Below are 19,332 nucleotides of genomic sequence, written 5' to 3'. Positions count from 1 at the left end.
CAATCCTGAACGCGGAAGGACAAATCTGTGATCAAGAAGACGCTGGCCTCGGTGGCCGTCCTGGCCTCGGCTGTCGGTGCCGCCGGAGCAGTCGCCACCCCGGCGATGGCCGTCGGTGACACGGACGGGCAGAAGATCGCCAACGGCAACGGCGCGATCTCGGCGTACGGAAACACGACCACCAGCGGCTACATGAGCCCGAACATCTCGCTGATCAACGGCTCGCTGAACGACATCTGCATCGCCCCGCCGATCCACGACATCCAGGCCGTGCAGATCCTCGCGATTCCGATCCAGGACATCCTGGCCAGCGACAACAACCTCGCCTGCGCGGAGAACTCCACTCTCAACGACGGGGACGACCCGCTGTCGCACATCCTGTCCCGGATCAGCCTCCTGTCGGAGAACGGCGCCACCAGCGTCCACGGCGGCGGCAAGCACTGACGAGCCTCCGCCTCGCCCTCCCGCGCCGCGTACCCTCCTGCGCGGCTCCGCGGGGCGGGCGTACTCCAAGAGCCGACGCTCCGGGTGTCACCCCCCTTCCCGTCCGTACGGGAAGGGGGGTGCCGTGCTTCCGGGGCTCGCCGCGCCCGCGGAGGGCGGACGGGCATCCCGGCCACGGCGGTCAGGAGCGGCGCGGGCCTATCAGCTTGGGCGTGTGCTCCAGGGCCTGCAGCCCGTGCCAGGCCAGATTGACCAGATGGGCGGCGACCTCCGCCTTCCTGGGCCTGCGGACGTTGAGCCACCACTGCCCGGTGAGCGCCACCATGCCGACCAGCGCCTGGGCGTACATCGGGGCCAGCTTGGCGTCGTACCCGCGGGCCTTGAACTCCCGGCCCAGGATGTCCTCCACCTGGGTGGCGATGTCCCCGATCAGCGAGGCGAAGGTGCCGGTGGACTGGGCCACCGGCGAGTCCCGCACCAGGATGTGGAAGCCGTCGGTGTGCTGCTCGATGTAGTCCAGCAGCGCGAACGCCGCCTGCTCCAGGAGCTGGCGCGGGTGGCCGGCGGTGAGCGCGCCGGTGATCATGTCCAGCAGACGTCCCATCTCCCGGTCGACCACCACCGCGTACAAGCCCTCCTTCCCCCCGAAGTGCTCGTACACCACCGGCTTGGAGACCCCGGCCTTGGACGCGATCTCCTCCACCGACGTGCCGTCGAAACCGCGCGCCGCGAACAGCGTGCGCCCGACGTCCAGCAGCTGCTCGCGGCGTTCGGTACCGGTCATCCGGCGGCGCGCCCTGCGGGGGGCGCGGCCGCCTTGTTTGTCCTTGCCGCCGCCCCCGCTGCTCACGGCGCTGCTGTCGTCCTCGGTCGCCACGTGCGACATCATGCCGTGTCGGCGGTGACGGACTCCTCCGGGTTTCGCTGCGCCGCACGCCGGGGCTCGTGGGGCACCCGCTTGGCGTCGAGCCGCGACCGCTTGGGCCAGCGCACGTCGGTGGCCCAGCCGGCCTTCTCGAACCAGCGGATCAGCCGGGCACTGGAGTCGATCTGCCCGCGGTCCACGCCGTGCCGGGCGCAGGTCGGGTCGGCGTGGTGCAGGTTGTGCCAGGACTCGCCGCAGGAGAGCACCGCCAGCCACCAGACGTTGCCGGAGCGGTCGCGGGACTTGAACGGCCGCTTGCCCACCGCGTGGCAGATGGAGTTGATCGACCAGGTGACGTGGTGCAGCAGGGCGACCCGCACCAGCGAGCCCCAGAAGAAGGCGGACAGCGCGCCCTGCCAGGACCAGGTGGCCAGGCCGCCGATCACGCCGGGCAGCGCCAGCGAGACCACGGTCCACAGCACGAACTGCCGGGAGATGGCCCGGATGTCCTTGTCCTTGACCAGATCCGGCGCGTACTTGTGCTGCGGGGTCTGCTCACGGTCGAACATCCATCCCATGTGCGCCCACCACAGCCCCTTGATCAGGGCGGGGACGGTCTCGCCGTAGCGCCAGGGCGAGTGCGGGTCGCCCTCGGCGTCGGAGTGTTTGTGGTGCCTGCGGTGATCGGCGACCCAGCGGACGACCGGGCCCTCCACGGCGAGCGAGCCGGCGATCGCCAGAGCGATCTTCAGCGGACGGTTGGCCTTGAACGAGCCGTGCGTGAAGTGGCGGTGGAAGCCGACCGTGATGCCGTGGCAGCCGATGAAGTAGAAGGCGACCATCAGCGACAGGTCGAGCCAGCTCACTCCCCAGCCCCAGGCCAGCGGCACGGCGGCGACCAGCGCCAGGAACGGGATGACGATGAAGGCGAGCAGGGTGAGCTGCTCCACCGAGCGCCGCTGCTCACCGCCGAGGGTGGCCGAGGGAGTCTCCTCGGGCTCCTCCTGCGGCTGATTCCACACGGGGGTCTCGTCGGGCAACTCGTCACGGGCTGCCTCTGCCGTGGGCATCAAGTCGGGGCTTGTGGTCATGGGCGGCACCTCAAGGGGGAAGGAGACGGGGGACCGAGCGTGCGGCGAGCCGAAGACGGCCACACACCTACGGAACCGTAAGCTACGGCACCGTAAGTTGGGAAGTGCCGAACGTCCCGGGGTGTGGGTGGAGCGCACCGTTGCGCGGCGCGCTGCCGGCGCACCCCGGGACGCGCGCCGCGTTCCCAGCGTGCCGCCCCGGGCGCGCCGTGTCCCGCCGAGTCCCGCCCAGGCGTGACAACGGAGTAGCCCGTCCGCCGTAACCGGGAGTCCGGCCGCCCGCGACCGGCATGTGACCGGGCCGCGATACCGGTGGGCGCAGTGCATATCCTGGGCGGTCGGACAGCGCGGTCCGCCCATCCGCACGTTTACCGACGGTTGACAAGCTGCGAGGAGCCGCACCTGTGAGCAGTCCCGACACCACCCCGGAGCACCGGACGCCTGCCGCGAACCGGAACGGCGACCCGGATGCGACGACGAGCAGCGCCCTGCGGGCCGACATCCGCCGCCTGGGCGAACTGCTGGGGGCGACGCTGGTCCGCCAGGACGGCCCCGAGCTCCTCGACCTGGTCGAGCGGGTCCGGTTGCTGACCAGGACCGACGGCGAAGCCGCCGCCGAGCTGCTGGCCGGCACCGATCTGGAGACCGCCGCCAAGCTGGTGCGCGCCTTCTCCACCTACTTCCACCTGGCCAATGTCACCGAGCAGGTGCACCGCGGCCGCGAGATGCGGGTCCGGCGCGGCACCGACGGCGGGCGCCTGGCCCGCACCGCCGACATGCTCAAGGAGGCCGACCCCGAGCATCTGCGGCAGTCCGTGGCCCGCCTTCAGGTGCGGCCCGTCTTCACCGCGCACCCCACCGAGGCGGCCCGCCGCTCGGTGCTCACCAAGCTGCGCAAGATCGCCGGGCTGCTGGACCGGGCCGAGCGTTCCGCCGGCGCCGGTGAGCGCCGCCGGGTGGAGCTCCGGCTGGCCGAGCAGATCGACCTGATCTGGCAGACCGACGAGCTGCGGGTGGTCCGGCCCGAGCCCGCCGACGAGGCCCGCAACGCCGTCTACTACCTGGACGAGCTGCACCGCGGCGCGGTCGGGGACGTGCTGGAGGACCTGGAGGCCGAGCTGGAACGGGCCGGCGCCCCGCTGCCCTCCGGCACCCGGCCGCTCACCTTCGGCACCTGGATCGGCGGCGACCGGGACGGCAACCCCAATGTCACCCCCGAGGTGACCTGGGAGGTGCTGATCCTCCAGCACGAGCACGGCATCGGCCGCGCCCTGGAGCACGTGGACGAGCTGCGCGCGCTGCTCTCCGGCTCCATCCGCAACACCGGCGCCACCCAGGAACTCCTGGAGTCCCTGGACCGCGACCTGGAACTGCTGCCCGAGATCACCCCGCGCTACAAGCGGCTCAACGCCGAGGAGCCCTACCGGCTCAAGGTCACCTGCATCCGGCAGAAGCTGCTCAACACCCGGGCCCGGCTGGCCAAGGACACCCCGCACCAGGCGGGCCGGGACTATCTGGGCACCCGGGAGCTGCTGGACGACCTGGCCATCGTGCAGCGCTCGCTGCGCGAGCACCGCGGCCAGCTGGTCGCCGACGGCAATGTGGAGCGCACCATGCGCACCATCGCCGCCTTCGGCCTGCAGCTGGCCACCATGGACGTGCGGGAGCACGCCGACGCCCACCACCACGCGCTGGGCCAGCTCTTCGACCGGCTCGGCGAGGAGTCCTGGCGCTACGCCGACATGCCGCGCGACTACCGCACCCGGCTGCTGGCCAAGGAACTGCGCTCGCGCCGGCCGCTGGCCCCCACCCCTGCGCCGCTGGACGCGGCCGGGGCCAGGACCCTCGGGGTGTTCACCACCATCCGCCGGGCGCTGGAGACCTTCGGCCCGGAGGTGATCGAGTCCTACATCATCTCCATGTGCCAGGGCGCGGACGACGTCTTCGCCGCGGCCGTGCTGGCCCGCGAGGCCGGGCTGGTCGACCTGCACGCCGGCTGGGCGAAGATCGGCATCGTGCCGCTGCTGGAGACCACCGACGAGCTCCGGATCGCCGACGTGCTGCTGGACACCATGCTCTCGGACCCCTCCTACCGGCGGCTGGTGGCGCTGCGCGGCGACGTCCAGGAGGTCATGCTCGGCTACAGCGACTCCTCCAAGTTCGGCGGCATCACCACCTCGCAGTGGGAGATCCACCGGGCGCAGCGGCGGCTGCGCGACGTGGCGCACCGGCACGGCGTGCGGCTGCGGCTGTTCCACGGCCGCGGCGGCACCATCGGCCGCGGCGGCGGCCCCACCCACGACGCCATCCTGGCCCAGCCCTGGGGCACCCTGGAGGGCGAGATCAAGGTCACCGAGCAGGGCGAGGTGATCTCGGACAAGTACCTGGTGCCGTCGCTGGCCCGGGAGAACCTGGAGCTGACGGTGGCCGCCACCCTCCAGGCGTCCGCGCTGCACACCGCGCCCCGCCAGCCGGAGGAGGACCTGGCCCGCTGGGACGCGGCCATGGACACCGTCTCCGAGGCCGCGCACCGTGCCTACCGGTCGCTGGTGGAGGACCCGGACCTGCCCGCCTATTTCTTCGCCGCCACCCCGGTGGACCAGCTCGCCGAGCTCCACCTGGGCTCCCGGCCGTCCCGGCGGCCGGACAGCGGCGCCGGACTGGACGGGCTGCGGGCCATCCCGTGGGTGTTCGGCTGGACCCAGTCCCGGCAGATCGTGCCCGGCTGGTTCGGGGTGGGCTCCGGGCTGAAGGCCGCCCGGGAGGCCGGGCTGGACGGGGTGCTGGCCGAGGCGTTCGAGCGCTGGCACTTCTTCCGCAACTTCCTGTCCAACGTGGAGATGACGCTGGCCAAGACCGACCTGCGGATCGCCCGGCACTATGTGGAGACCCTGGTCCCCGGGGAACTGCGGCACGTCTTCGGCACCATCGAGGCGGAGTACGCGCTGACCGTGGCGGAGGTGCTGCGCATCACCGGCGAGCGGGAGCTGCTGGAGGCCAACCCGGTGCTCCAGCAGACGCTCCAGATCCGGGACGCCTATCTGGACCCGATCTCCTATCTCCAGGTGACCCTGCTGGCCCGGCAGCGGGCCGCGCGGGAGCGCGGGGAGGCGCCGGACCAGCTGCTGAACCGTGCCCTGCTGCTGACCGTGAACGGTGTGGCGGCGGGTCTGCGCAACACCGGCTGAGGCCGCGGACGGCGGGCGCGGCGGCCGAGCCGCCGCGCCCGCACCGGCGGGGCGGGCGGCGTCCGCCCGCCCGTTCCCGCGGGGCACGGCGGGATGTGCGGGGAAACGGGGAAGAGTGTTTGGGTGGGGCGGGCGTTGGGGAGCCGGCGCCGAAGGAGCCGACGGCCGAGGAGCACCCCATGGGCACCACGAAGGACCTCAGCAGCCGGCGTTCCGCGGGACGGCCGCTGCTGACCGCGGTGGCCGGACTGTTCGTGCTGGCGGTGGCCGGCATCGCCGCCGTCGCCGTGGTCTCGGTCTGGCCCGACGGAGACCCGGACGCCGGGGACGGCTCGGTGGTCACCGGCGCGGCGGACGAGCGCGTCCCGTCCTGGACCGACACCGACTGGGTGACCTACGCCGACCACGTGGCCGTGGTGAGCGTGGCCAGCGAGACCGATCTGGCGCCCTCCCGCGAGGAGCGGGAGATCGGCGAGGGCCTGATCGGCCGCCGGGTCCGGGTGCAGATCGAGGACGTGCTGTGGAGCCGGGAGAAGGCCCCCGCGGTGCCGGACGGTGTCGAGTTCACCGCGGCCGGCTGGTTCTTCGAGGGCGACGGGCGGCGGGCCTTCGCCATGGAGTCCAGCCCGCGGCTGGAGCTGGGCCACAGCTACATCATCGCCCTGGCGCGCTACAGCGACGGCTGGGGGCCGCTGGGCGCGGGCGGGGTGCTGTCCTACGACGACCAGGTGATCGGCAACGGCGAGACCGAGGGCCGGGTGCTGACCCCGGCCGAGGCACTCGCCCAGGGCCAGGCCATCGGCCTGGAGGAGGACCTGCTGGGCCGGGGCGCCGGGGAACTGGCCGATCGCCTCGCGGCGGCCGTGCCGGACCCGCGGGCGGAGCCCTACGGCCACCTGCCCGCCGACGTCCGCTTCGAACGCACCACCGGCACCATCGGCTAGCGCCGGGCACCGGCCGCCTCCACCGGCCGACGGCCACGGGCCACGGGCCACGGGCCGGGGGCCGGTGACCCGGCGGCTTGGCCCGAATCTTGTGGATGACGGCCTTCGGGCCACTCGCGCGGTGTGACGGGCCGCCCGGATGATCGGCGGGTGACACAGACAGCCCCGCCGCCCCCCGAAGAATCCGCCGCCGCCAGGACCGTGACCACGGCCACACCCGCCCCCGCCGGCCCGGCCGGGCCCGGTCCGTCCCCCGCACGGCGGCGCGCCCTGCCACGCGTGCACCCGGCGTGGTGGGTGGCACTGGTCGCCTTCGTGGTGCTTGTCTCCGCGGCCGGTTTCCGGGCCACCCCCGGCGTGTTCATCGATCCGCTGCACGAGGAATTCGGCTGGTCGCGCGGCGGCATCTCGTTCGCCATCTCCGTCAACCTGCTGCTCTACGGCCTGACCGCGCCGTTCGCCGCGGCACTGATGGACCGTTACGGCATCCGCCGTGTGGTGTCCGGCGCGCTGCTGCTCATCGCCGCGGGCAGCGGGCTGACCGTCTTCATGACCAGCCACTGGCAACTGGTGCTCTGCTGGGGCGTACTGGTCGGCTTCGGGGCCGGTTCCATGGCCCTGGCCTTCGCCGCCACCGTCTCCGGCCGCTGGTTCGTGGCCCGCCGCGGACTGGTCACCGGAATCCTCACGGCCGGCGGCGCGGCCGGCCAGCTCGTCTTCCTGCCGCTGATCGCCCTGCTGGTGGAGGGCCCCGGCTGGCGGGCCGCCGCACTGGTGGTGGCGGGCTGCGCGCTGGCCGTGGTGCCGCTGGCACTGTGGCTGCTGCGCGACCGCCCGGAGGATCTGGGCCTGCGGCCCTACGGCGCCGGACCGGAGTACGTCACCCCGGCCCCCGCCCCCTCCGGCGCTGCCCGGCGCGCGCTGGGGGCGCTGCGCGCCGCCGCCCGCACTCCCGTGTTCTGGCTGCTGGCCGGGACCTTCGCGATCTGCGGGGCGTCCACCAACGGACTGATCGGCACGCATTTCGTGCCCGGCGCCCACGATCACGGCATGCCGGTGCCGGTGGCCGCGTCGCTGCTGGCGGTGATCGGCGTCTTCGATCTGATCGGCACGGTGTTCTCCGGCTGGCTCACCGACCGCTTCGACCCGCGCCGGCTGCTGGCCGTGTACTACGCGCTGCGCGGCCTGTCGCTGCTGCTGCTCCCGATGCTCTTCGCCGGGGACATCCAGCCGCCGATCCTGTTCTTCGTGATCTTCTACGGCCTGGACTGGGTGGCCACCGTGCCGCCGACCATCGCGCTGTGCCGGGAGCACTTCGGGGAGGACGGGGCGGTGGTGTTCGGCTGGGTGCTGGCCTCCCACCAGGCGGGCGCCGCGCTGGTGGCCTACGGCGCCGGTGCGGTCCGGGACGTCACCGGGTCGTACGACCTGGCCTGGCTGTCCTCGGGCGTGCTGTGCGGGCTGGCGGCGCTGATGGTGATGGGCATACGGCGGCGGCCCCGCCGCTGACCGGGGTGGTCAGCGGCGGGGCCGCGAGCGGTGCGGTGCGGTGCCGTGCGGTGCCGTTCAGGCTCAGGCAGCCGCGTTGCCACCGGCGTTGCGGCGGCGGATGACCAGGTAGCCACCGGCGCCGAGCAGGGCGGCGGCGGCCACGGAGATGGCCACGACCGGAGCGGAGGAGCCGGTCTCGGCGAGGTTCTCGCCGTCGCCGTCCGGCTCGGCGCCGCCGGCCACGCCCTCGGTGTCGTCCCCGCCGGCCTGGCCCTCGGTCTCGTCGCCGCCGGCGACGCCCTCGGTGGTGCCTTCGGTGGTGTCGCCGGTGGTGCCCTCGGTGGTGTCGCCGGAGGTGCCCTCGGTGGTGTCGCCGGAGGTGCCCTCGGTGGTGTCGCCCGAGGTGCCCTCGGTCGTGTCGCCCGAGGTGCCTTCGGTGGTGTCACCGGAGGTGCCCTCGGTCGTGTCCCCGCCGCTGTTCCCGCCGGAGGTGTCCTCCTGGTCCGCCGGGCAGGTGTGGGAGAGGTTGAACTTCTTGCTCCTGGAGTCGCCCTTGATCTTCGCCGTGGCGCCGACCAGGACGTCACCCGGAGCACTGGCCACGTAGGCGTGCTTGCTGTACGGGTCGAACTCGATGACCTGTTCGCCACCGTTCAGGAACTCGACGGTCAGCTTCTTGAACTTGTCCTGGCCTTCGGTGACGAAGTGCCAGCCGTCCTGGTCCAGGGGAACGTCACCGCAGACGTCTTCCTGGTCCTCGGGCTGGAAGTCGATGGCGTTGATCGGCGTGTCCTGGCGAAGAGTCGCCTCGTACCAGCCGGTGGCGAAGGCAGGGGCGGCGCCGACGGCGAGCAGCGCCGCGGCGGCGGACGCAGCGAAGGCGCCCTTGAGGGTCATGTTGCGCATGTGGCCGTCCATTACCGGGGGGACTACAACAACGGAAGGTAGAGCGGGCCCTAAGACTTCTGGCTATCGGATGAGATGGCAAGTTGTGCACTGTGACCTGTGACCGTTTTGGCAGGGCAAATCCGACAAAGCCACTGCAACAGTTCTGTAACAGTGGTTTGAGGGTCGGAGTACCTGTTCGAGGGGCCATGCCGAGCGGCCTTCCGCCGTTCACCTGGGGGTATGTCAGTTGTCGTTCACCAGGCGAGAAACGTGGCCAGCAGCAGGGTCATGCCGGATCCGGCCACGATCCAGCCGACCCGGTACAGCCGCAGCCCGCCCGCGATCACGATCGCGGCCAGCAGCAGCGCCCCGGTCAGCGGCAGCCACGAGTACAGCACGCCCGGCAGCCCGATCCGCACCGCATCGTCGGTGTCCGGCCGCAGCACCACCGGCACCGTCTCGCCCTCGGTGCGGCCGATCGGCTGCGCCATCCGCACCGCCTCCCGGGCCGCCGTGCCGTCCTCCCGGTCGGGTTCGAAGTACCCGGTGCAGGCGTCGTCGTCGCAGCTCTCCAGCGTCAGCCGCCCGCTCTGCTGCCGGTCCGGGATCATCACGTGGCGCGCGGTGTCCCACGAGGCGTGGACCCCGGCCACCACCACCAGCAGGGTCAGCAGCAGCAGCGCCACGCCGCGGGCGGCGAGCAGGAACCGGCGCCCGCCGCTCTCCCTGGTGCTGGTGGGGGACATGCGCAGATCCTTGGGCAGGCCGGGTCATCCGGTCAAGAGCCGTTCCGCCCGTTCCCGCGCCGGCCGTCCGCGGACCGCCCGGCTGCCGCCCGCCGGTGCCGTCAGGTGTTGTAGGTGTTCTGGGCGCGCTCCAGGCCGCTGCCGATCAGGGTCTCCACGGCGTCCGCGGCCCGGTCCACCAGGTAGTCCAGCTCCTTGCGCTCGGCGGCGGAGAAGTCCTTGAGCACATAGGCGGCCACCTCCATCCGGCCGGGCGGACGGCCCACCCCGAACCGCACCCGCAGGTAGTCGCGGCCCAGCGCACCGGTGACGGACTTCAGGCCGTTGTGCCCGTTGTCCCCGCCGCCGCGCTTCAGGCGCAGCGCGCCGAACGGGATGTCCAGCTCGTCGTGGATCACCACGATCCGCTCCAGCGGGATCTTCAGATAACCGCTGATCGCCGAGACCGGCCCGCCGGAGAGGTTCATGTACGTCATCGGCTTGACCAGCACCACCCGCCGGGCCGAGGCGCTGCCGGGCACGCCGAGCCGGCCCTCGCAGACCTGGGCCCGGGCGGACCGCCCGGCGGCCTTGAACCGGCCGCCCATCCGTGCGGCCAGCAGGTCCGCCACCATGAAGCCGGCATTGTGCCGGTTGCCGGCGTACTCCGGGCCGGGGTTGCCCAGGCCGGCCACCAGCCAGGGTGCCGTGGCGGTCGTGGCGTCGGTCACGCGTGCTTCCTTCGCTGTCCTCGTCCCGTGTGGGCCCCTCGGGCACCCCGGGTGTGCTGCCGGTCTGCCGGGTCCGCCCGTGCCTGCCGGGCCCCGGCGGACCGCTTCGTCCCCCTGCAGCGTACCGAGAACCGGCCGGCCGCCGGACCGGTGGCCGGGGCCGGCGGGGCGGCTGTGACTGCTTGCTGCACGCATGGCAGGATGAGCCGTTCATGGGCCCGCTGCGGTCCCACCGGATCGCCGGAGCGGCCAACCGAGCTACGGGGCAGGGGACATGAGCAGACACAGGGGCAAGGCCGGGATCACGCGCCGGATATGGGGAACCGGGCTCGCCGTGGCCGTCGCCGTGGCCGGCACGATCGTGGTCCAGGAGGCCTCGGGCGCGCCGGACCGGCCGCGCGGGCCCGAGGAGCTCAACGGCGAGGTCCACGCAGAGACGTACCACGAGAAGCTCAAGATCAAGGACGGCGGCAAGCGGGCCGAGGCCAGGAGCACCGACGTCGAGCGGTTCAGCATGCTCGGCGTGACCTGGACCGACCCGGCCGACGAGCCGCGGGGCACGGTCGAGGTCAGGACCCGCAGCGCGCTCACCGGCGAGTGGTCCGACTGGCAGGAGCTGGAGCGGGCGCCGCAGATGGAGACCCGCGAGGACGACGACGGCCGGGGCGCCACCGAGCCGCTGTGGGCCGGCCCCTCGGACGGTGTGGAGGCACGGGTGGTCACGGACGCCGGTGAGGCGTCCGGCCTTCCCGAAGGGCTGCGGCTGGACCTGATCAACCCCAGCGTGGAGGGCGGCCAGGGGCAGGACGCGCAGTCCGCCGGCCCTGCCGACGGCGGCGGCCGGGCGCTGGACATGGTGCCCGCCGCCTACTCCACGGCCGGGGCGCCGATGCCGGCGATCACCACCCGCGCCGAGTGGGGCGCCGACGAGGCGGCGGTCACCGAGCCGGTGCAGTACCTCCCCGGCGGGGAGGTACGGGCCGCCGTGGTGCACCACACCGCGGGCGAGAACGACTACACCTGCATGGGGCCGACCCCCACCGAGAACGACTCGGCGGCCGTGGTGCGCGGCATCATGGCGTACCACATGAACAGCCAGGACTTCCGGGACATCGGCTACAACTTCCTGGTAGACAAGTGCGGCCGGATCTTCGAGGGCCGCAAGGGCGGTGCGGACATGCCGGTGTACGGCGCCCACACCTACGGCTTCAACGCCGAGACCACCGGTATCGCGGTGCTGGGCGACTACACCTCGGCCGGCGCCGCCAGCATCGCCCTGAGGGCGGTGGGCGAGGTCGCCGCGTACAAGCTGGGCCAGTACGACGCCGACCCGCGCGGCACGGTGCAGCTCACCACGGGCGCCGCGGGCGGCAACTACTTCGGTGAGACCTGGCAGGCGGGCCAGACCCGCACCATGCCGCGGATCTTCGGCCACCGGGACGGCTACAACACCCAGTGCCCCGGCGACCAGCTCTACGGCCAGCTCAGCTCGATCCGGATCTACGCCGGCGGCCCGCTGGCCGGCTTCGACATGACCGGCATGTCCGGCACCCGGTACGTCGGCGGGGTGCACTACACCACCTCCGACGTCACCGTGAAATGGAGCACCAGGACCCCCGGCGGCCTGATCGAGGGCTTCGAGGTGCTGGTGGACGGCGTGCCCGCGGCCACCGCCCCCGGCTCGGCCCGGTCCGCCGGGGTGTCCCTGTCACCCGGGTCGCATCAGGTCTCGGTGCGCGGCACGCACGTCTCCGGCCGGACCACGACCACCCGCTCGGTGCAGGTGGTGGCCGATGTCACGGCCCCGGTCTTCACCAAGGACCCCAAGCTCAACCTGCGGGGCGGCACGGTGAACACCGATGCCGTCCCGGTCGCCCTGTACTGGGCGGCCACGGACGAGACCGCGCTGCGCCACACCAAGCTGTGGGACCCGTTCGTGGAGAGCTTCCAGCCCGGCGTGACCAAGGCCACCGGCACCGTGGCCTCCGGCGTGGCCACCGACTGGCGGATGCGCGCCTATGACCAGGCGGGCAACTCGACGCTGGGCAACAACGTCTACACCCCGGTGATCACCCAGGAATCGTCCGCGTCGCGTTCCGGGACCTGGACCACCGCCTCGCGCAGCGCCTATCTGGGCGGCACGACGTACCAGAGCACGACCAAGGGCTCCACGCTGACCTGGACGGTCACCGGGCGCTCGGTCGGCCTGGTGGTCTCCCGCGCCGGGCACACCGGTCAGGTCCGCATCCATGTGGACGGGGTCCATGTGAAGACGGTGGACACCCGCTCCTCAAGCGTCAAGCACCGGCAGATGGTGTGGACGAAGTCCTGGACCTCGACCTCGGAGCACACCGTGACCGTGGAAGTGGTCGGCACCAGCGGGCGGCCGACGACGGTGATCGACGGGCTGGTCACCATCCGCTAGCCGGCCCCGCCGCCGCGCCGGGAGGCCGCCGCGCCGGGACCGCCCCGCATGCCGGACGGCCCGGACCCCGTATCGGGGTCCGGGCCGTCCGCGGGTGCGTGTCCGGGAGCGGGCGCTCACGCCTCCTCGGCGCCCTCGCCCTCGCCCGCCCGGGGCTCGGCCGCCTGGGCGGTGGAGATGGAGATCACGACCTCGTTGTCGTCGACGTCCAGCGTGGTGCCGGCCGGCAGCTTGAGGTCCTTGGCGAGCACGTGGTCCCCGCCGCCCAGGCCCTCCACCGAGGCGACGACGTACTCCGGAAGGTGGGTGGCCTCGGCCACCACCGGCACCGTGGTGAGCATCTGCTCGGTCACGTGCTGGCCCGGGGCGAGGTCGCCCTCGATGTGCACCGGCACGTCCACGTGGACCTGCTCGCCGCTCTTGACCACCAGCAGGTCAACGTGGACCAGGCGGTTGACCAGGATCTCCCGCTGCACGGCCTTGGGGATGACCAGCTCCTTGCGGCCCTCGACGTCCAGCGTGATCAGCACGTTGGGGTTCTTCAGCGCCATCATCAGGTCGTAGCTGGGCAGCAGCACATGCACCGGGTCGGTGCGGTGGCCGTAGATGACGCCCGGGATCTTGTCCTGACGGCGGGCGCGGCGGGCGGAGCCCTTGCCGAACTCCTTGCGGATCTCGGCGGAGATCTTCACGTCGGCCATGGTGGCGCTCCTCGTGAATCGCGGTGAATCAGCGGTGACGGTCGGGCCCGGCGGCCGGCCGGCAGGCCCGCCGCACTCCGGGGCCGCCGCCACGCGGGCGGACCACACCGTCATACGAGGAGCGCGCCGATAACGGATGAGCCGGGCATTCGCGCGGGAACGCGGACGGCCTCCCTCGCCGAGCAACCCGGACAGTCTACTCGGCGGGAAGGCCGTGGCCGAAATCGACTCCGCCGGCCGCCGGGCCGGCGGAGGGGGTGGCCGCCGCGCGCGGGCGAGGGTTACGCCTGCTCCTCGAAGAGGCTGGTCACCGAGCCGTCCTCGAAGACCTCGCGCACCGCACGGGCGATGGTCGGGGCCAGGGAGAGCACGGTGATCTTGTCCAGATCGATCTGGCCCGGGGTGGGCAGCGAGTTGGTGAACACGAACTCGCTCACCTTGGAGTTCTTCAGCCGGTCGGCGGCCGGGTCGGACAGCACGCCGTGGGTGGCGGCCACGATCACATCGGCCGCCCCGTTGGCGAACAGGGCCTCCGCCGCGGCACAGATGGTGCCCCCGGTGTCCACCATGTCGTCCACCAGCACGCAGACCCGGTCCTTGACCGTGCCCACCACCTCGTGGACGGAGACCCGGTTGGCCACGTTGGGGTCGCGGCGCTTGTGCACGATGGCCAGCGGCGCGCCCAGCCGGTCGCCCCAGCGGTCGGCGACCCGCACCCGGCCGGCGTCCGGCGAGACCACGGTGAGCCGGTCGCGGTCCACCCGGCCGCTGATGTACTCGGTGAGCAGCGGCAGCGCGAACAGGTGGTCCACCGGGCCGTCGAAGTAGCCCTGCACCTGGTCGGCGTGGAGGTCGACGCTGATGATCCGGTCGGCACCGGCGGTCTTGAACAGGTCGGCCATCAGCCGGGCCGAGATGGGTTCGCGGCCCAGGTGCTTCTTGTCCTGGCGGGCATAGCCGTAGAAGGGGATCACCACCGAGATGGAGCGGGCCGAGGCGCGCTTCATCGCGTCGATCATGATCAGTTGTTCCATGATCCACTTGTTGACCGGTGCAGTGTGGCTCTGCATGAGGAAGCAGTCCGCGCCGCGGACGGATTCCTGGTACCGGATGTAGATCTCGCCGTTGGCGAAGTCGCGGGCCGTGGTCGGAACCAGGCTGACACCGAGCTCGTCCGCGACCTCCTTCGCCAGGTCGGGGTGGGCGCGGCCGGAGAAGAGCATCAACTTCTTCTGCCCGGTCGTCTTGATCCCGGTCACAGCAAGTCTCCTTGACGTTTGCACGGAGTCATCGGGGGCCACGTGCGGCCTGCGGTGCCGCCCGGTGTTCGCCGGGCGGTTACCTTTCGGCCATTTCGCGGGGCACCTCTACGGTACTTGCCACCACCATGCGTCGCGTACCGTCAATCCGCCGAGGAGCCTTTCCCGGCCTCGTTGCCGGCGGCCCGCCGGGCCTCCTCGGCCGCCCGTGCGGCAGGGGAATCCGGACGCTTGCGGGCCACCCAGCCCTCGATATTCCTTTGCTGGCCACGGGCGACGGCCAGGGAGCCGGGCGGAACGTCCCTGGTGATCACGGAGCCGGCGGCGGTGTAGGCACCGTCCCCGACCGTGACCGGAGCCACAAACATATTGTCCGAGCCGGTGCGGCAGTGCGACCCGATCGTGGTGTGGTGCTTGTGTTCGCCGTCGTAGTTCACGAACACCGTGGCCGCGCCGATGTTGGTGTGGTCGCCGATGGTGGCGTCCCCGACATAGCTCAGATGCGGGACCTTGGTGCCCTCACCGATCACCGCGTTCTTCATCTCCACATAGGTGCCGGCCTTGGCCTTGCCGCCGAGCACCGTGCCGCGGCGGAGATAGGCGTACGGGCCGACGGCGGCGCCGGGACCGATCCGGGCCTGGTCGGTGACGGCGTTGAGCACGGTGGCACCGGCGCCCACGGCGGTGTCGGTGAGCCGCGAGCCGGGGCCCACCTCGGCGCCCGCCCCGAGGTGGGTGGCGCCCAGCAGCTGGGTGCCGGGGTGGATCACGGCGTCCGGCTCGTAGGTCACCGTCACGTCGATCCAGGTGGTCGCCGGGTCGACGACCGTGACCCCGGCCAGCATGGCGCTCTCCAGCAGCCGGTCGTTGAGCAGCCGCCGGGCCTCGGCGAGCTGGACCCGGTTGTTGATCCCGGCGATCTCCCGGTGGTCGCCGGCCCGGCAGGCGCCCACCCGGTGGCCCTGGGCGCGCAGGACGCCCAGCACATCGGTGAGGTACTCCTCGCCCTGGCTGTTGTCGGTGCCGATCCTGGTCAGCGCCTCGGCCAGCAGCTTGCCGTCGAAGGCGAACACCCCGGAGTTGATCTCCCGCAGGGCGAGCTGCTCCCGGGTGGCGTCGCGGTGCTCCACGATCGCGGTGACCGCGCCGCCGGAATCCCGCACGATCCGGCCGTAGCCGGTGGCGTCGGGCACCTCGGCGGTGAGCACGGTGACCGCGTTGCCGTCCGCGGTGTGCGCGGCGGCCAGCCGGCCGAGGGTGGCGGCGGTCAGCAGCGGGGTGTCGCCGCACACCACCAGGACGGTGCCGAAGACCCCCCCGCCGTCCCCGGCGAGCGCGGCCAGCGCCACGCGGGCGGCGTGGCCGGTGCCGTTCTGCCGCTCCTGGACGGCGGTGCGGGCCTCCGGGTCGATCTCCGCGAGATGCGCGGTGACCGCCTCACGGCCGTGGCCGACGACCACCACCAGGTGTTCCGGGGAGAGCTCGCGGGCCGCCGTGACCACATGACCGAGCAGCGAACGGCCGCAGATCTCGTGCAGGACCTTGGGCGTCGCCGACTTCATACGGGTTCCCTCGCCCGCGGCGAGGACGAGGACGGCGGCCGGGCGGATGGAGCTCACGTGAACGTGCCCTTCGATGCGTGAGTGGGTCCTGGACCGGCGGTCGTCCCCCGCGCCGCCGGTACGTCGATGCTCCGCACGATACCCGCTGACCCCCGTGCCCGCGGACCGCCGGACCCGCCCCGGCGGCACCGCCCGGGCCCGGCTCGTGCCGGCCGGTCCGCGGTGGCCGGCGGCGTGCGGACCGGGGTCAGGACGCGGTTTCGCGGGCGGGCCGCTGCTCCGGTTCCGCGGCGTGCTGCTCCGGTTCCGCGGGGCGGCCGGTGAGCGCGGCCAGGCTGAGACGGACGTGGCGGAGCTGCGCCCGGATCTCCTCGGTCTCCGCGGCGTGCTCGCGCAGCACCCGGTCCGTCTCCCGTTCGATCCGCTCCTGGCCCAGCCTCGCCTGGGTGAGGAGCTCCTCGGCCCGGGCCCGGGCGTCCTCCTCCCGGATGCGGGCCTCCTCCTCGGCCAGCGCCAGCGTCTCCCGGGCGCTGGCCAGCAGCTCCTCCGCGCCCGCCGTCAGCCGGGAGATCCGCTCCTCGGTCTCCTTCTCCTCCGCGTCCAGCCGCGCCTGGGTCTCCCGCTCGCGTGCCGCGTGCGCGTTCCGCTGCCCGGCCAGCAGCTCCTCGCAGCGGTGGGTCACCTCCGCGAGCTGCTCCCGGGCCTCGTCGCGCAGCCGGGCGGCCGCCGCCCGGGCCTCGTCCAGCAGCGCGGACGCCTGGCGCTGTGCCTCGTCCAGCGTCGCGTCGGCGGCCTTGCGGGCCTCCTCGTGCCGCTCCCGGGCCCGGGCCCGCGCCGCCTCCCGCAGCGCCCGGCCCTCCTCCTCGGCCTGTGCCCGTATCCGCTGCCCGGCCGCCTCCGCGTCCTCGCGGAGCTCGGCCGCCTGGGTCTCGGTCTCCGCCAGCAGTTCCAGGGCGCGGGCGCCCAGCGACTCGAAGGACGGCGGCGGGAGCGCCGCGGCCCGGGCGGCCAGCCGCTCCACGGCCCGGCGCAGCTCCTCCTCGCGCACGGCCAGCGCGGCCAGCCGGTCCAGTGCCCGGTCGCGCGCGTCCTGGAGCGCGGAGACCCGGGCGTCCACCTGCGCCGGGCGGTAGCCGCGGCGGACGGTGGCGAAGCCGAACGGGGAGTTCGACGGAGTCTTCGGAGTCAACGGGAGGCTCCTTCAGCGGACCGGAGGCGGGTGGACCGCTTCCAGCATGCAGGACACTTCCGCCCGGTATGTACCTCGGCAGAAGATCCGCCCGGCGCCACCACATTTCCGGCCAAGGTCATCACGGACCGGGCGGCCGTGGGCGCGGGAAAAAAATCCGGGAACTCGGGGCCCGGTGATGTCGAAGCCGGGCGGCCGGCTCCGACGTCTCCTGTGCACGGTGCTCGGAACGGTAGCGCCACCACTGCCAAGGAGCGGAACCATGAAGTACATGCTGCTGATGCAGGCCCCGCCGGCCGTCTGGGACGACCTGGCCCAGTGGACCCCGGAGGAGACCCGGGCGATGGTCGACTTCATGCACGCGCTGAACAAGGATCTCGAAGAGTCCGGGGAATGGGTCGACGGCCAGGGCCTGACCCAGGAGATCACCACCGTCACCGCCTCCGGCGGCGAGAACGGCGGCCCGGTGGTCACCGACGGCCCGTTCCCGGAGAGCAAGGAGGTGCTGGTCGGGTACTGGCTGGTCGATGTGGCCGACAAGGAGCGGGCCGTGCAGATCGCGCTGCGCGCCTCGGCCTGCCCGGGCCGCGGCGGCGAGCCCGCCAACCAGCCCATCGAGGTCCGCCCGGTCGGCGAGGCCCCCGAGGTCTGAGCCGGTCACGGACGCCCGGTGCCGCCGCGGCCCCGTCCGGGGGCCGCGGCGTCCGGCGTGCGGCGGCTCAGAGCAGGCCGTCCCACATCTGTTCCAGCAGCACGGACCACCAGGACTCGGGGTCGGAGACCGCCTGCGCGTCCAGCGAACCGAGCTGGTTCTGGAAATCCGTGGTCCAGCGTCCGGCCTGCTCCGGATTGAGCCCGTACCGCAGCGGCCACATCCGCCCCAGCAGCGCCATGGAGCGGGCGAACTGCGGCACCGAGGCGTTCACGAACTGCGGCGCGGCGGGCTGCCCGCCCGGGCCGCCCTCCAGCGGCACGGCCACCACATAGGCCGTGCCGTACTGCACGCACAGCTGGCGGCCGAAGTCGTTGCCCAGCACCAGATACGACCCGGCGTCGGCGGCGGGCACGATGTGGCGCTCGGCGGCCAGCTCGGCCAGCGTGGGAATCGGCCGGCCCGGCTGCGCCTGCGCCCAGAAGAACGGCGGCAGCATCAGCGGCACCCCGGACCACACCAGTGTCTGCGCCACGATGTCCGGAACTCCCTGCCGGGAGACCGACTGCTGGTCGTAGCGGAACACGCCCTGCGGGCCGAAGGCGGCGGCCAGCTCCTGGCCGATCACGTCCAGGCCGACCGCCGGGGCGGACGGCTGCTGCGGCAGCGGGGCCCGCACCGGCGCGGTGCGCGGCGGGCCGTCCGCGTACTGCTCCAGCTCGTCCGCGTGCTCCACCAGGTGCCGCACGCCCGCCTGCCGGGAGGCGTAGTCGGTGCCGTAGGGGGCGGTGTGCGTGGTACGCGCCTGCGGCCAGGTCTCCTGGACCAGCCGGGCGCAGTAGCCGCCGGGCAGCTCACAGCACTGGAGTTCGGTGTACAGCTCGATGACCTGCTGCGGCGGCACCCCCATGGAGTTCAGCTCGTGGAAGAGCTGCCATTCGGGGTGCGGCAGACCGGGCGCGGAGCGGCGGATCAGCCGCTGCTCGGAGCCGTCCGGGCCGCGGTAGCGCAGCACCGCCATGTAGCCGGAGCCGACCACCGGCACGGCCGGCTGCTGCTGCGGGTAGCCGTAGCCGCCCGGGGCGGCCGGGTAGCCGTAACCGCCGCCGGTGCCGGCGGCGGGCGGCGGCGGGGTCTGCGCGCCCCCGGGGGCACCGGGGGCGGCCGGGGCACCGGG

Annotated in this window: 16 protein-coding genes; 6 read left to right on the top strand and 10 right to left on the bottom strand. The window is 72.9% G+C overall.

Annotation, left to right across the window (positions count from 1 at the left end; genetic code table 11):
• Positions 1–27 precede the first annotated feature (27 nt).
• Positions 28–444, top strand: coding sequence for a rodlin (locus GQS09_RS14640; RefSeq protein WP_165986502.1), 417 nt, complete (start codon positions 28–30; stop codon positions 442–444).
• Between the two features lie 181 nt (positions 445–625).
• Here GQS09_RS14640 and GQS09_RS14635 read toward each other — a convergent pair whose 3' ends face one another.
• The gene (locus GQS09_RS14635; protein WP_399552512.1) at positions 626–1,330 is read right to left on the bottom strand and encodes a TetR family transcriptional regulator; all 705 of its coding nucleotides are present in this window, start codon (positions 1,328–1,330) and stop codon (positions 626–628) included.
• Positions 1,330–2,400 (bottom strand): acyl-CoA desaturase, encoded by a 1,071-nt coding sequence (locus tag GQS09_RS14630; protein WP_165986500.1) that lies wholly within the window; start codon positions 2,398–2,400, stop codon positions 1,330–1,332. The genes GQS09_RS14635 and GQS09_RS14630 overlap by 1 nt, the downstream gene beginning before the upstream one ends.
• A 404-nt stretch (positions 2,401–2,804) precedes the next feature.
• On the opposite strand from GQS09_RS14630, the gene ppc reads away from it, so the two are divergent.
• From ppc to GQS09_RS14615, 3 genes are all read left to right on the top strand, one after another.
• Positions 2,805–5,588 (top strand): phosphoenolpyruvate carboxylase, encoded by a 2,784-nt coding sequence (gene ppc, locus GQS09_RS14625; protein WP_165986499.1) that lies wholly within the window; start codon positions 2,805–2,807, stop codon positions 5,586–5,588.
• A gap of 179 nt (positions 5,589–5,767) precedes the next feature.
• Positions 5,768–6,532, top strand: a complete 765-nt coding sequence (locus GQS09_RS14620) for a hypothetical protein (protein WP_165986498.1) — start codon at positions 5,768–5,770, stop codon at positions 6,530–6,532.
• Between the two features lie 150 nt (positions 6,533–6,682).
• A complete protein-coding gene (locus tag GQS09_RS14615; RefSeq protein WP_399552510.1) occupies positions 6,683–8,041 on the top strand; it encodes an MFS transporter in 1,359 nt (452 codons plus the stop codon).
• Between the two features lie 63 nt (positions 8,042–8,104).
• Here GQS09_RS14615 and GQS09_RS29490 read toward each other — a convergent pair whose 3' ends face one another.
• The 3 genes from GQS09_RS29490 to pth form a co-directional block, all read right to left on the bottom strand.
• Entirely contained in the window at positions 8,105–8,929 is an 825-nt protein-coding gene (locus GQS09_RS29490) for an LPXTG cell wall anchor domain-containing protein (RefSeq protein ID WP_165986497.1), read from the bottom strand.
• Positions 8,930–9,165: 236 nt separating this feature from the next.
• Positions 9,166–9,657 carry a hypothetical protein gene (locus tag GQS09_RS14605; protein ID WP_165986496.1) on the bottom strand — a complete coding sequence of 164 codons (492 nt, stop codon included), beginning with the start codon at positions 9,655–9,657 and terminating at the stop codon, positions 9,166–9,168.
• A gap of 101 nt (positions 9,658–9,758) precedes the next feature.
• Positions 9,759–10,367, bottom strand: coding sequence for an aminoacyl-tRNA hydrolase (gene pth, locus GQS09_RS14600; RefSeq protein WP_313896142.1), 609 nt, complete (start codon positions 10,365–10,367; stop codon positions 9,759–9,761).
• Positions 10,368–10,641: 274 nt separating this feature from the next.
• On the opposite strand from pth, the gene GQS09_RS14595 reads away from it, so the two are divergent.
• Positions 10,642–12,792, top strand: coding sequence for an N-acetylmuramoyl-L-alanine amidase (locus GQS09_RS14595; protein ID WP_207957832.1), 2,151 nt, complete (start codon positions 10,642–10,644; stop codon positions 12,790–12,792).
• Between the two features lie 116 nt (positions 12,793–12,908).
• Here the strand turns inward: GQS09_RS14595 and GQS09_RS14590 are convergent, their stop codons facing one another.
• The 4 genes from GQS09_RS14590 to GQS09_RS14575 form a co-directional block, all read right to left on the bottom strand.
• Entirely contained in the window at positions 12,909–13,493 is a 585-nt protein-coding gene (locus GQS09_RS14590) for a 50S ribosomal protein L25/general stress protein Ctc (RefSeq protein ID WP_165986494.1), read from the bottom strand.
• Positions 13,494–13,774: 281 nt separating this feature from the next.
• Positions 13,775–14,752 (bottom strand): ribose-phosphate diphosphokinase, encoded by a 978-nt coding sequence (locus tag GQS09_RS14585; protein WP_165986493.1) that lies wholly within the window; start codon positions 14,750–14,752, stop codon positions 13,775–13,777.
• Positions 14,753–14,895: 143 nt separating this feature from the next.
• Positions 14,896–16,371 (bottom strand): bifunctional UDP-N-acetylglucosamine diphosphorylase/glucosamine-1-phosphate N-acetyltransferase GlmU, encoded by a 1,476-nt coding sequence (glmU, locus tag GQS09_RS14580; RefSeq protein WP_165986492.1) that lies wholly within the window; start codon positions 16,369–16,371, stop codon positions 14,896–14,898.
• A 190-nt stretch (positions 16,372–16,561) separates the two neighbouring features.
• Positions 16,562–17,503, bottom strand: coding sequence for a cellulose-binding protein (locus GQS09_RS14575; RefSeq protein WP_165986491.1), 942 nt, complete (start codon positions 17,501–17,503; stop codon positions 16,562–16,564).
• A 262-nt stretch (positions 17,504–17,765) separates the two neighbouring features.
• Here GQS09_RS14575 and GQS09_RS14570 point away from each other — a divergent pair, with 262 nt between their 5' ends.
• Positions 17,766–18,155, top strand: coding sequence for a YciI family protein (locus tag GQS09_RS14570; protein WP_165986490.1), 390 nt, complete (start codon positions 17,766–17,768; stop codon positions 18,153–18,155).
• Between the two features lie 67 nt (positions 18,156–18,222).
• Here the strand turns inward: GQS09_RS14570 and GQS09_RS14565 are convergent.
• Positions 18,223–19,332 (bottom strand): SUKH-4 family immunity protein (locus GQS09_RS14565; RefSeq protein ID WP_207957831.1); only part of this gene is annotated, 1,110 nt, incomplete at its 5' end.

This window comes from Streptomyces sp. YIM 98790 (assembly GCF_011421595.1).
Lineage (GTDB): Bacteria > Actinomycetota > Actinomycetes > Streptomycetales > Streptomycetaceae > Streptomyces.
This window is presented reverse-complemented; position numbering and strand designations above follow the sequence as displayed.